The sequence below is a fragment of the Streptomyces sp. NPDC093111 genome (genome assembly GCF_040683955.1).
Lineage (GTDB): Bacteria > Actinomycetota > Actinomycetes > Streptomycetales > Streptomycetaceae > Streptomyces.
In genome coordinates this window covers 255,476-267,674 of record NZ_JBFBNW010000013.1, presented here as the reverse complement: position 1 = coordinate 267,674, position 12,199 = coordinate 255,476, and the positions used below count along the sequence as shown (strand labels likewise).

At 75.9% G+C, this 12,199-nt stretch carries 10 protein-coding genes; 7 read left to right on the top strand and 3 right to left on the bottom strand.

Translation table 11 applies throughout. From position 1 onward, the window contains the following. Window positions 1–65: 65 nt before the first annotated feature. Window positions 66–1,661, top strand: coding sequence for an FAD-binding oxidoreductase (locus AB0Q96_RS24190; RefSeq protein WP_365328754.1), 1,596 nt, complete (start codon window positions 66–68; stop codon window positions 1,659–1,661). A gap of 72 nt (window positions 1,662–1,733) precedes the next feature. Beyond that, window positions 1,734–2,615: a YegS/Rv2252/BmrU family lipid kinase gene (locus tag AB0Q96_RS24185; protein ID WP_365328752.1), complete on the top strand. Its 882-nt coding sequence runs from the start codon at window positions 1,734–1,736 to the stop codon at window positions 2,613–2,615. Between the two features lie 100 nt (window positions 2,616–2,715). On the opposite strand, the gene AB0Q96_RS24180 is transcribed toward AB0Q96_RS24185, so the two are convergent. After that, entirely contained in the window at window positions 2,716–3,891 is a 1,176-nt protein-coding gene (locus AB0Q96_RS24180; protein ID WP_365328750.1) for an acetylhydrolase, read from the bottom strand. 85 nt (window positions 3,892–3,976) lie between these two features. Here AB0Q96_RS24180 and AB0Q96_RS24175 point away from each other — a divergent pair, with 85 nt between their 5' ends. The 3 genes from AB0Q96_RS24175 (at window position 3,977) to AB0Q96_RS24165 (ending at window position 7,433) form a co-directional block, all read left to right on the top strand. Then, complete coding sequence (locus tag AB0Q96_RS24175; protein ID WP_365328747.1) at window positions 3,977–4,945, top strand: helix-turn-helix domain-containing protein; 969 nt, start codon at window positions 3,977–3,979, stop codon at window positions 4,943–4,945. A gap of 212 nt (window positions 4,946–5,157) precedes the next feature. Beyond that, window positions 5,158–6,309: a tetratricopeptide repeat protein gene (locus AB0Q96_RS24170; RefSeq protein WP_365328745.1), complete on the top strand. Its 1,152-nt coding sequence runs from the start codon at window positions 5,158–5,160 to the stop codon at window positions 6,307–6,309. Between the two features lie 68 nt (window positions 6,310–6,377). Further along, on the top strand, window positions 6,378–7,433 hold the full coding sequence (locus AB0Q96_RS24165; RefSeq protein WP_365328862.1) for a polyprenyl synthetase family protein: 1,056 nt from the start codon (window positions 6,378–6,380) through the stop codon (window positions 7,431–7,433). Between the two features lie 339 nt (window positions 7,434–7,772). Here AB0Q96_RS24165 and AB0Q96_RS24160 read toward each other — a convergent pair whose 3' ends face one another. Beyond that, on the bottom strand, window positions 7,773–8,243 hold the full coding sequence (locus AB0Q96_RS24160) for an Lrp/AsnC family transcriptional regulator (protein ID WP_365328743.1): 471 nt from the start codon (window positions 8,241–8,243) through the stop codon (window positions 7,773–7,775). A gap of 162 nt (window positions 8,244–8,405) precedes the next feature. On the opposite strand from AB0Q96_RS24160, the gene AB0Q96_RS24155 reads away from it, so the two are divergent. Both AB0Q96_RS24155 and AB0Q96_RS24150 read left to right on the top strand, forming a co-directional pair. Further along, window positions 8,406–9,359 carry a DMT family transporter gene (locus AB0Q96_RS24155; protein ID WP_365328741.1) on the top strand — a complete coding sequence of 318 codons (954 nt, stop codon included), beginning with the start codon at window positions 8,406–8,408 and terminating at the stop codon, window positions 9,357–9,359. Beyond that, window positions 9,352–10,527 carry an amino acid aminotransferase gene (locus tag AB0Q96_RS24150; RefSeq protein ID WP_365328739.1) on the top strand — a complete coding sequence of 392 codons (1,176 nt, stop codon included), beginning with the start codon at window positions 9,352–9,354 and terminating at the stop codon, window positions 10,525–10,527. The genes AB0Q96_RS24155 and AB0Q96_RS24150 overlap by 8 nt, the downstream gene beginning before the upstream one ends. A gap of 39 nt (window positions 10,528–10,566) precedes the next feature. Here the strand turns inward: AB0Q96_RS24150 and AB0Q96_RS24145 are convergent, their stop codons facing one another. Then, entirely contained in the window at window positions 10,567–12,096 is a 1,530-nt protein-coding gene (locus tag AB0Q96_RS24145) for a carboxylesterase family protein (RefSeq protein WP_365328737.1), read from the bottom strand. Between the last annotated feature and the right edge of the window lie 103 nt (window positions 12,097–12,199).

Here is a 12,199-nt window from a genome sequence, read left to right as displayed (position 1 = left end):
TGTAATGCCAGCGCAGGCCGATTGGCAGCGCCGTCCGTGAAACAGACCGTGAGGAACCTCTCGAAGTGGACATGTTGTGGAGCGGCTGGGGCGACCCGGCCAAGGCGGCGCCCCTGCCCGAGTCGGTCACCGGCCTCCTGCGGGACCTGCTCGGCGTCACCCCGCGCGAGAGCGGCCCGTCCGCCCTCGCCCAGATCGAGGCGCCCGCCCCGGGCCTGACCGACGAGGCCAACGGCGCGCTGCGCGCCGCCGTCGCCGCACCGGACGGCGTACGGGACGACGCCGAGAGCCGCATCCGGCACACCCGCGGCAAGTCCACCCCCGACCTGCTGCGCATCCGCGCCGGCGAGGTCGAGGACATCCCGGCCGCCGTGGTGCTCCCCGGCAGCCACGACGAGGTCCTCGCCGTGCTGCGCGCCTGCGCCGAACACGGCCTGTCCGCCGTCCCGTTCGGCGGCGGCACCTCCGTCGTCGGCGGCCTCGCGCCCACCACCGAGCGGCCCTTCGTCGCCCTGGACCTGCGCCGGCTCGACCGGCTCCTCGCCGTGGACGAGGTGTCGCGCACCGCGACCCTGGAGCCCGGCCTGCGCGGCCCCCGGTGCGAGGAGCTGCTCAACGAGCAGGGCTGGACGCTCGGTCACTTCCCGCAGTCCTTCGAGTGGGCGTCCGTCGGCGGCTTCGCCGCGGCCCGCTCCAGCGGCCAGGCCTCGTCCGGCTACGGCCGCTTCGACGAGATGGTCCTCGGCCTGACCGTCGCCACCCCCGAAGGCACCCTGGAGACCGGCCGGGCCCCCCGCTCGGCCGCCGGCCCCGACCTGCGCCAGCTGGTCCTCGGCTCCGAGGGCGCCCTCGGCGTGATCACCGCCGTCACCGTGCGCATCCGGCCGCTGCCGGGCACGCGGGTCTACGAGGGCTGGCGCTTCGCCTCCTTCGAGGCGGGCGCGGCGGCCCTGCGCCGCGTCGCCCAGGACGGCCCGCGCCCCACGGTGCTGCGCCTGTCCGACGAGTCGGAGACCTTCATCGGCCTCGCGCAGCCCGACGCCATCGGCAGCGCCGCGCTCCCGGAGAACCCGGGCTGCATGGCCGTCGTCGGCTTCGAGGGCACGGCCGAGGACACCGCCGCCCGCCGCGCCGCCGTCCGTGAGGTCCTCCTCGCCTGCGACGGCGAGTACGTCGGCGAGGAACCCGGCGACAAGTGGCAGCACGGCCGCTACGACGCGCCCTACCTGCGGGACGCGCTGCTCGACGCCGGCGCCTTCGCCGAGACCCTGGAGACCGCCGCCTTCTGGTCCGCGATCCCTGGTCTGTACGCGGCGGTCCGCGACGCCCTGACCCGGACCCTCACCGAGGCCGGCACCCCGCCGCTCGTCATGTGCCACATCTCGCACACCTACGAGAACGGCGCCTCGCTCTACTTCACGGTCGTCTCCGCGCAGGGCGAGGACCCCGTCGCGCACTGGGCGCCGGTGAAGCGGGCGGCCAACGACGCGATCCTGGCGGCGGGCGGCACCATCAGCCACCACCACGGCGTCGGCACCGACCACCGCGACTGGTACGCCCAGGAGATCGGTCCCCTCGGCATCCGCATGCTCCAGGCGGTCAAGGCCGAGATCGACCCGTCCGGCGTGCTCAGCCCCGGGGTCCTGATCCCGATCCGCTGAGCCGCCCGCTCCACCCCCGCTCCTTCTGTTCCCTCCTCCCGACCCTTCTCCTGCCGCCCGGAGGCCAGATCCATGCGACAGTTCACCGCCGTCGTCAACCCCACCGCAGGGGGTTCCAGCGGCACGGCGGGCCTCCTCCCGCTCGCCCGGCTGCTGAGGGAGGCGGGTGCCGGACTCGACACCGTCTACAGCCGCAGCCTGGAACACGCGCGGGAAGTCGCCAGGGAGGTGGGCGCGAAGGGGCACGTCGTGCTCGCCGTCGGCGGTGACGGCATGGCCGGCACCGTCGGCGGCGCGCTCAGCGGCACCGACACGGTCTTCGGCCTCGTCCCGGCGGGCCGCGGCAACGACTTCGCCCGCGCCCTGGAACTCCCCACGGACGCCCCGGGCCTCGCGAAGGTCCTGCTCCATGGCGAGCCGCGGGCCGTCGACACCATCGAGGTCGAGTCGGCCCGGCACACCAGGACCTGCGTCCTCGGCAGCGTGTACGCGGGCGTCGACGCGGTGGCCAATCGCCACGCCAACGCCTCCCGCGTCCTGCGCGGCGCCGCGTCGTACTACGCGGGCGGCCTGCGGGCGGTCCTCGCCTGGAAGCCCGCCACGTACCGGATCACCGTCGACGGCATACGCCACGAACGCACCGGCTACACGGTCGTCGCGGCCAACTCCGGCTTCTACGGCTTCGGCCGCAAGGTCGCGCCGGGCGCCCGCGTCGACGACGGTCTGCTCGACGTCGTCGTCATCAAGCACGCGCCGAAGCACCTCTTCTTCACCCTGATGAACGAGCTCAAGACCGGCGCGCACGTCCAGCGCCCCGAGGTCGAGATCCTGCGGGGCGAGGAGATCCGCATCGAGGCCGACCGCCCCCTCCCGTACGGCGCCGACGGCGAGGTCGACGCGACCCTGCCCGTCACCCTCCGGGTCCGCCCGGCGGCCCTCAAGGTGCTGGCCTGACCGACGGGACCGGCCGGACGGCCCCACGGCGGATCCGGGGGGACGGCCCGACGACCGTCACCGTCCCCCCGGGGCCGTGTCACCGTCCCCCGGGACCGCGTCACCGAGCCCCCGGGAGCAGGTGCCGCTCGAAGAAGTCCCCGACCCGGCGCCGGAGAACCGCCCCGGTCCGCGCCGGGTCGCCCGGGCCGACCAGCGCGGTCCGGGCGGCGTCCGACACCAGACCGGCGGCGTGGAGTCGGGGGACGAGCGTCCCGTAGTCCGTGAACGCACCGTGACCGCCGCGGCGGAGCAGCGCGCGGTGGGCGTGCAGACCGGCCCACGAGCTGTCGATGCGGGCGGCCCCCTCGAAGCCGTCGGAGCGGAAGAGCAGCAGGGGCCGGTCGAAGCGGGCCGGGGCGTCGAGGGGGCGCAGGTCGAGATAGCCCTCCAGGTTCGCCACCGCGCGGATCCGCCGGTCGTCGTGCGCCGCGTACACGGCGGCGGTGCCGCCGGCCGAGTGCCCGAAGGCCCCGATCCGCGCCGGGTCCGTCACCGCGGCCGTCGGCAGCTCGCCGAGCCGGTCGAGGACGAGGCGCAGGTCCGCGACGCGGGTGTCGACCATCGTGCGGAAGGTCGCGGGGTCCGGCGGCCCGAAGAGGACGGTGGTCCGCATCCCGCCCGGCAGCTCCACCTGGGTCGCGTCCCCGGGATGGTCGACCAGGACGACGACCCGGCCGCGGCTCGCGAGGTCCTCGGCGAGACCCGTGCCGAGGGTGCGGGAGTCCCCGCCGCCCGGGCTGTACAGCAGCACCGGCCGACGCCCCGGCAGCGGCGGCGCGCCGACGTGCCCGTGGGTGAGGACCGCGCCCCAGTCGACCGCTCCCGGGCCCGGCAGTCCGGGGTGCACGAGCGGGGCGTAGTCGGCGAAGACCCGGGCGGCGGCGGGGGACAGCTGCGGGGCGCGCGGACAGCCCCGTACGGTACGGGCCGGATACAGGACCGTCAGCATCACCTCCCGCACCCCGCCCACCCACGGGTCGGTGCGGGAGGGGTCGGTGAGGTGCACGGTGCGCAGGCCGACCGGGTACGGCCCGGTCGGAGCCGGCAGGCGGAGCGGACCCCCGGAGCCTCCGGCGGCGGCCGGGGTCCGAGCGGGCCGGGCCCTGGCAGCCGGGGACCCGGAGAGCGCGGCCCCGGCGGGAGTCGTGCCCGCCGCGGCGAGGAGGGCGGTCGCGGAGCCGAGGAGTGCGCCCCTGACCAGGGAGCGGCGGCCGATGGCGTGGTTCGTCGTCATGACGGCATCCTGGGAGTGGGACGGGGGTCCGCGCGAAGGTTCAGGCCCTCGCCGAAAGGCTGGTGTCGAGCGAGGAGTTGTGCGGGTGCTGCGGATCCATTTCACGGCGGACGACATCGCGGCACTCCGCTTCGCGCCCCGCCCGGCGCCGCTGCAGGAGCTGCACGCGGCCCTGACGACGGCCGTCGCGCCGCGCGCCGCACCGCTCTTCGGACCGTGGCGGGGCAGGGTGCTCCGCGCCCTGCCGGCCGCCTCCACGCCGCTCGCCGACCTCGCCCCGTCGGGCCGCCCGCCCACGTTCCTCGACGTCGACGTCGAGGGCGACACGCTCGCCGCCGGGTTCGCCCACATCCGTTCGACGAGCCCCGGCACCGTCCGCTCGGAACTGGAGCGGGTGTACGGCACGGCGCCCGCGCCCCCGTGGATCCAGGGTCTGTACGCGGGGGACGCGACGGCGTGGCGCACCGTGCGCCGGGCGCAGCACGCCGCGTACGAGACGGTGCTCGCCCCGGTCTGGTCCGTCGTGCAGGACCTGCACCGCGACGAGTTCACCCGCCACGCCCTGGCCGTCGCCGCGCACGGACCGGCCGCCGCGCTGACCGCCCTGGCCCCGGGCAGCCGCTTCCACGAGGGCGTGTGGGAGTGGCCGGGCGCCCGGGCCCGCGACGTACGCCTCGCCCGCCGCGGCCTCGTCCTGCTGCCGACCTTCCACCACCCGGCGGGCCCGCTCCTCCAGGACCTCCCGGGCCGCCCGGTGCTCCTCACCTACCCGGCGGGCCCCGGCCTCCCGCCCGTACCGCAGGGGCCCGGGCCGCGGGACGAGGCCCTGGCGCCCGTCCTCGGCCGCACCCGCGCCGAACTGCTCCGCCTCCTCGCCGCACCCCACACCACGACCGACCTGGCCCGCGCCCTGCGCGTCAGCAACGCGACGGCGTCGGCCCACGCGGCGGCGCTGCGCGCCGCGGGCCTGGTGACGACCCGGCGCACGGGACGGTCGGTGACGCACGAACGGACTTCGCTCGGGGCGCTGCTGGCCGGGGACACGGGCCCGTGACGCGGCCCGGAGCCCGGCCGCGCCCCCTGACACCTCCCACCGGGCCCCGGCGTCCCTCTCGTTGAGGACCGGCGGGCGCTCGCGTAGCACTTGAGGATGACCCGGTGCCCCCACCGAGAGGGATCTTTACGGGCGAGCGGGAACCCCCGGGCGTGAGCGCCGTCTTGAACCTCGTGCCGGCTTGATCGTCGAGCCGGCCGGAGGAGGGTCTGATGGCAGGTCAGGTGGGTGCGGCGACGCGGGAGAAGGCGTCCGCGCCGGAGTATCAGGGGGCGCTCGGGTCGCTGTCGGTGAACGCCTCCCTGCCCGAGGTGCTCGCCAAGGGCGTCGAGGAACTCCGGTCCGCGGAACGGTCCGGCGACCTGGGCGAGGTGGCGCGCTGCGGCCTCGCCGTGGCCGAGGCCTGCCGCAGGCTCGGGCGGATCGAGGAGGCCGACCGGGCGTGGAAGGCGAGCTTCCGGGCGGCCCGGGCCGCCGGGCACGAAGGGGCCATGGCCTGGGCCCTGTGGAGCGGCGGAACGCTGGCCCGGCAGCGCGGCGCGCTCCGGCTCGCCTACCGGCTGCTCGGACTGGCGGCCGAGGCCGGCGAACGGGGCGGGGACGTCGTCGTGCGCGGCTACTCGCTGGCCGGGCTCGCCGAGACCGGGCGCATCCAGGGCGACTACGAGGCCGTCGGGCGGCTGCACGAGCAGCTGCTCGCCGAGGCCCGCCGCCGAGGCGAGGCCCGGCACACGGTGTGGGCGCTGGAGGGCATCGCCCAGATGCACCGCAACACCGGCTCCTACGACAAGGCCCTCGCCCTGTTCGAGGAGGCGGCCGAGACGGCGTCCGCCGCCGAGGACCGGCGCGGCTGGGCGTGGGCCCTGCGCGGCATAGCCGACGTGGTGTCCGTACGGGACGGGGACGTGGACAGTGCCCTGTCCCTGCTGTCACGGGCGGAGGAGGCATGCCGGGAGATCGAGCTGGCCGGCGCCCTCGCGTACAACCACAAGATGCGCGGCAACGTGCTCTACCGGGCGGGCCGGTACGCGGAGGCCCGCGACCTGTACGCGCGGGCGCTGGAGGAGTTCCGCGGCATGGAGGAGCCGCGCGGCACGGCGCTCTCGCGGCTGGGACTGGTCAAGTCCGAGGCCCGCCTCGGCCGCGACACCGCGCGCACCGCCGCGGACCTCGCCGAACTGCGCACGACCCTGGACCGCATCGGGCTGCGGCACGCCCGCGACATGGTCGACAAGGCCGCCGCCGAACTCGGGGTCGGCCCGCTCCCGGACCCCGCCGCCGACGGACGGGGACCCACCGAACCGGTGCTGCCGGCCGTCGGCGCCGAGGCCCTGCGCGCGGCCGACGTGGCGGCGCTGCGGTGAACGCCCTCCCGACACCGCCCGCGCCGCTCCGCGCGCCCGCCGCACCGCCGGGCGCGCCGGCCCCGACCGTGCCCCGCGCCGCCCGCCGACCCGCCCCCGCCGCGCCCGCGGTCCTGGAACGCGCCCGCGAACTGACCCGGCCCGCCCTGGCCGAGGCCGTGGGCGGCCTGCATCCGTGGATCGCGGAGATGGCGGCGTACGGCCTCGGCTGGGCCGACCCGGCCGGCACCCCGGACCCCGGCGGGTCCGAGGGCAAGGGCGTCCGGCAGGCCCTCGCCGTGCTCGGCGCGGAGGCCGTCGGAGCCGACGCCCGCGACGCCGTCCCGGGAGCCGTGGCGGTCGAACTCGTCCACACCTTCTCCCTCCTCCACGACGACATCATGGACGCCGACGCGTTACGGCGACAGCGCCCGGCCGTCTGGAAGGCGTACGGGACGGGCCCGGCCGTCCTGGCGGGCGACGCGCTCCACGCCCAGGCCGTGTCCGTGCTGGCCGAGGCCCCGGGCCGGCACACGGGGGCCGCGGTCCGACACCTCTGCGGGACCCTCAACGCCCTCGTGTCCGGGCAGGCGGAGGACCTGCGCTTCGAGCAGCGCCCCTGGCACGGGCCCGGCGCCGTCGCACCGGAGGAGTACCGGGCGATGGCCGAGCGCAAGACCGGGAGCCTGCTGGGCTGCGCGCTCGCGCTCGGCGCGGTGCTCGGCGGTGCCCCCGAGCGGACCGTGACCGCGCTCGACCGGGCCGGGCGCCATCTCGGCCTGGCCTTCCAGGCGGTGGACGACATCCTCGGCATCTGGGGCGACCCCGCGGTCACCGGCAAACCCGTCCACGCCGACCTGCGCCGGTCCAAGAAGACCTACCCGGTCCTCGTCGCCCTGGCCGGCGGCGGGGAGACCGCCCGCGCGCTCGCCCCGCTGCTCTCGTCGTCCCGGCCGGTCGACGCCGCCTCCGCCGAACTCGTCGCGGCCCTCGTGGAGGAGTCCGGCGGGCGCGCCGCCACCCGCGACGAGGCGCGCCGGCACCTGGACACCGCGCGCCGCGCCCTGCGCGACACCCCGCTCGCGCACCCGGCCGCGCGGGAACTGGACGCGCTGTTCACGTACCTGCTCGACCGCACCTGGTGACCGGGGGCGGCCGGCGGCGTCCCGCCGGCCGCCCCCAACGACCGAACGGCGCCACCACCCGAGGGCGGTGGCGCCGTCTCGGGCCGTGTCGGCGGCCCGGTCGGTCAGCGCGTGCGGCGATCCTTGTGCGACGGCGGGACCCGCCGACCCGTCGGATCGACGTCAGGGCTGCCCTCCACGCGTTTTTCACGGACAGGCCCGCCGGTGGCCGGAGCAGATGACTCCGATCGGCTGTAATCGAACGGAACCGAGGACGCGCCCCGTTCGAGGCGCAGGGGGCTTCCGTTCCCGGCCGGTGGCGCGCTCTCCGGGCCGTGTTCCCCGCGGCGCCGGCCCCTGTCAGCGGGACGGCTGCTGCGGGCGCGGGTAGACCCTGGACTGCTTGACGCTGCCGAAGGCGAAGCTGGACTCGATCGACGCGATGCCCGGGATGGCGTGGATCCGGGTCCGGACGAGGGCTTCGTACGCCTCCAGGCTCTCGATGACGACCCGCAGCAGGTAGTCGCTGCTGCCCGCCATCAGGTAGCAGTCCTGGATGTGGTCGATGAGCCCGACGTGCTCCTCGAACACGTTCACCGCCTCCGCGGTGTGCCGCTCCAGCCGGATCCGGACGAAGACCGTGATCGGCAGGCCGAAGGCGACCTGGTCCACGGTGGCCGTGTAGCCGCTGATCAGGCCCGCTTCCTCCAGGCGCCGCACCCGGCGCAGACAGGGGGAGGGCGAGAGCCGGATCCGGTCGGCGAGGTCCTGGTTCGACAGGCGCCCGTCGGCCTGCAACTCGTGGATGATCTGGAAGTCCACGGCGTCCATCGTCACTCCTTGGCAGATTCTGCCCCCAGGCTATGTCTGGAGGGCAGAACTAGCAATCATCTGCCTGCAGGAAAGCTCTACGGTTGCTCATCGGGGGAGCCAGGGGGCGGGGAAGTCGACTGCCGGTTCCGCCCGTACGGCTCCGAGCGGAAGGGATCTTTGGTGGCGGCGACGCGAACGACGGAGGTGCGGCCGGTGCAGCCGCCGCCCGCCCGGGGGCTCTCCCCACGGGCGGTGGGCATGGGCGCCCTGCTGCTCACCGTGATGATCTGGGCCGCCTTCGCGCTCAGCGCCCGCGCCCTGGGCACCTCCACCCTGCTGCCCGCCGACGCCGCCCTGCTGCGCTTCGGCGTGCCGCTGGTGGTCCTGGCGCCCGCCCTGTGGCGGCGCAGGCGCCGACTGGCCGCGGTGCGCCCGGGCCCCGCCCTGAAGATCGTCTGCGGCGCCGGGGTCCCGTTCTTCCTCGCCGCCATGTACGGCGGCTCCCTGACCTCGGCCGCGTTCGTCGGCGCGATCGTGCCCGGCATGGTCCCGCTGTTCGTCTCCGCGCTCGTCGTCGCCGGCGGGAAGAGCGCTCCGCGCGGCACGCAGGCGGCCGGCCTGGCCCTCATCGTGGCGGGCGTCGCCGCCCTGGTCTGGCGCCACCTGACGGACTTCGACGCGGACGCCCTGCTCGGCACGGGAACCCTGCTCGTCGCCAGCGGCCTGTGGGCGCTCTACACGGTGGGCCTGCGCGAAGTGGACCTGGACCCCGTCGGCTCCATCGGCCTGCTCTGCCTCCCCTCCCTCGCGGTCGTCGCGCTGCTGACCCTGACCGGCGTCCTGCCGTCCGGACTCGCCCACGCCACCGGCTCCGACATCGCGCTGTTCCTCGTCGTCCAGGGCCTGGGCGTCGGACTCTGCGCGGGACTGCTGTACGCCTTCGCCATCCGCCGGCTCGGCCCGGAACGCAGCGCCGTCGTCGGCAGCCTGAGCCCGGCCGTCGTCGTCCTGCTCGCGACGTTCCTCCTGGACGAGACGCCGACCCTGCCCGTCGTGGTCGGCGTCCCCCTCATCACCCTCGGCGTCGTCCTCGCCAACCGACGCCCCCGAACCGAGGTTTCACCCGATGCTTGAGCTCCTCCCCGCCCCGCCCGTCGACCCGCTGTGGGACCTCACCGCCGAGTACGCGGACGACCCGCGCCCCGAGCGGCTCAACCTCGTCCTCGGCGTCTACCGCGACCAGACCGGGATCACCCCCGTCATGACCGCCGTCAAGGAAGCCGAGATACGCCTGGCGGAACGTTCCGGCTCCAAGGAGTACCTCGGCCTCTCCGGCAACGCCGCCTTCAACCGCGCCATGCTCACCATGGTCCTCGGCGACGGGGACCTCACCGGCCGTGCGACCGCCGTCCAGACCGTCGCGGGCACCGGCGCCCTGCGCCTCCTCGCCGACCTCGTACGGCAGACCCGCCCGGGCGCCACCGCGTGGATCAGCGACCCCGCGTACGTCAACCACCGCCCCATCCTGGAAGGAGCGGGCCTCAGGGTCCGCACGTACGACTGGGTGGACCCCGCGCGCATGCTCGCGGACCTGCGGGAGGCCGGGCCCGGTGACGTCGTCCTGCTCCAGGGCTGCTGCCACAACCCCACCGGGGTGACCCCCTCCGCCGAGGCATGGGAGGAGCTCGCCGGCCTCGCCGCGGCCAACGGCTGGGTCCCCTTCGTCGACCTCGCCTACCACGGGCTCGGCGAGGGCCTCGACGCCGACCTGGCCCCGACCCGCCTGCTCGCCGCCCGCCTCCCCGAGGTCCTGATCGCGGTCAGCTGCTCCAAGAACTTCGGCCTCTACAGCGACCGCACCGGCTGCGCCATCGTCCTCGGCGGCTCGGCCCGGACGCTCCGGCACGTCGAGACCACCCTGCAGAACGCCGCCCGCACCCTGTACTCGATGCCGCCCGACCACGGCGCCGCCGTGGTCGCCACCGTCCTCGCGGACGACCGGCTCCGGGCCGCCTGGCACACGGAACTCGAGACGATGCGCCTGCGCATCACGGCCAACCGCACCGACCTCGTCGCCCACCTGGGCGCCCTCGGCCACGAGCAGCGGGCGAACGCCCTAGCCCGGCAGCGGGGCATGTTCTCGATGCTCCCGCTCCGGCCGGACCAGATGGCCCGGATGCGGCGCCGCTCCGGCATCTACGGCACGAGCTCCGGCCGCATCAACATCGCGGGCGTCCCCGCCCACCGCGTCCCCTTCCTGGCCCAGGGCATCGCCGAGGCCCTGGCGACCGGCGAGGTCTGACGGGCGGCCCGCCCACCCGCGGCGGCGGGCGGCGGTCCGTCAGGCGCGCAGCAGCGGGAACGCGGCCCCGGCCCACAGGGCCCGGCTGCCGGCGGGCCGCTCCCGGACGGAGGGGGTGTCGCCGGTGCGCCACGTCATCTCCCGGGGCGGCCCGTCGGCGGTGCCGCCGTCGGCGGCCGGCCAGCCGGGATCCCCGGTGCGGGCGAAGTCGGCCCAGGCGCGGACCATGCGGTCGGCGAGGTCGTGGTCCTCGGGGGTGGGGCTGCCGCCGATGAGGAAGGCGAGGGCCTCGTCGTGGAGATTGCCGAAGGCGAACGGGATGTCCGCGCAGTGCCAGGCCCGCACGGCTTCGCCGGTCCCGCCGGGGCCGCCGCGGCGCCGGTCGAAGCGGGCCGCGTGGGTCCGGCCGCCCGCCCGGGCGTGGTGTGCGGCGAGCCGGTCGGCGTACGCGCCGAAGAGCAGGTCGCCGAAGACCGCGAGGTAGACGTCGCGGACCGGGGCCTGGGGCGCGGCCTCGCGATAGGAGTCGACCAGGCCGTCGGGAAGCCCGAAGTCCCGGGCGAACGCGGCGAGTCGCTCCTCGGTGTCGACCTCGGCGCAGCTGCCGACGGCGTCGAGGAGCCAGTACTCCTCGGTCGTGTGGCAGACCAGCAGGTCGACGTCCCGGCTCAGTCCCCGGTCCATCCCGGTGAGCGGGTCGACGGGCAGGGTGTCGCCGTCGAGCACGGGGGCGTAGAGCGAGGGGTCGTAGTGGCGCGACCCCGAGCCGGGGTCGCGCCGGTACTCCTCGACGACCCGGTCGCCGGCGCGGACCAGGACCTCGGGGGCGGTGGCCGCCAGCCCCTCGGGCGTGGCGGGGCAGCCCGCCGCGGCGGCGATCTCGCGGGTGGTTGCGTCGGCGATCTCAGGCGGGTAGCAGGGGCTGGCCGGGCTGTGCGCGATCGCGCGCCGGAACAGGCCGCGGGCCCGCTCCATCACCATCAGGCAGGCCACGGAGGCCGCACCGGAGGACTGGCCGGCGACGGTGACGGCGGCGGGATCGCCACCGAACGCGGCGATGTTCCCGCGGACCCAGCGCAGTGCCGCGATCTGGTCGAGCAGCCCCCGGTTGTCCGGGTACGCGCCCCCGTCGGCCGCCGGTACGCGGCCGAAGCCCTCGAAGCCGATCCGGTAGTTGAGGGTGACCACCACCAGACCGGCGCGGGCGAGTGCCGTGCCGTCGAAGTCGGGCTGGGCCGAGGAGCCGAAGGTGTACGCGCCGCCGTGGATCCACACGAGCACGGGCAGCCCGGCGCCGCCCTCAGGATCCGGAGTCCACACGTTCACGGTGAGGATGTCCTCGTCGCCGGGCGACCAGGCGGGCGCACCGGGCAGCTCCGCCGACTGCGGGGCGACGACGCCGAAGCGCGTGCAGTCCCGTACCCCGGCCCAAGGTGCCGCGGGGCGGGGCTCCTTGAACCGGTCGGCGCCGAACGGCGGTGCGGCATAAGGAATGCCGAGCACCGCGACGACCTCCTCGGAAGCCCGAAAGCCCCGCACCCGGCCGCTGCCCGTCTCGAAGAACACCACGTGGACTGCCTCTCGCTCGACGCCGGACCGCCCGGAAGGGGCGGGGCGCCCGCCCAGCTTCACACCGCAGGCCCGCCGCACACCAACACGGGGACAACGAGGA

What these genes read in the sequence shown, in the direction of transcription:
- AB0Q96_RS24150 (WP_365328739.1), top strand. Translation starts at nt 9,352, where the DNA reads ATGCTTGAGCTCCTCCCCGCCCCGCCCGTCGACCCGCTGTGGGACCTC.
- AB0Q96_RS24185 (WP_365328752.1), top strand. Translation starts at nt 1,734, where the DNA reads ATGCGACAGTTCACCGCCGTCGTCAACCCCACCGCAGGGGGTTCCAGC.
- AB0Q96_RS24160 (WP_365328743.1), bottom strand. Translation starts at nt 8,243, where the DNA reads ATGGACGCCGTGGACTTCCAGATCATCCACGAGTTGCAGGCCGACGGG.
- AB0Q96_RS24170 (WP_365328745.1), top strand. Translation starts at nt 5,158, where the DNA reads ATGGCAGGTCAGGTGGGTGCGGCGACGCGGGAGAAGGCGTCCGCGCCG.
- AB0Q96_RS24180 (WP_365328750.1), bottom strand. Translation starts at nt 3,891, where the DNA reads ATGACGACGAACCACGCCATCGGCCGCCGCTCCCTGGTCAGGGGCGCA.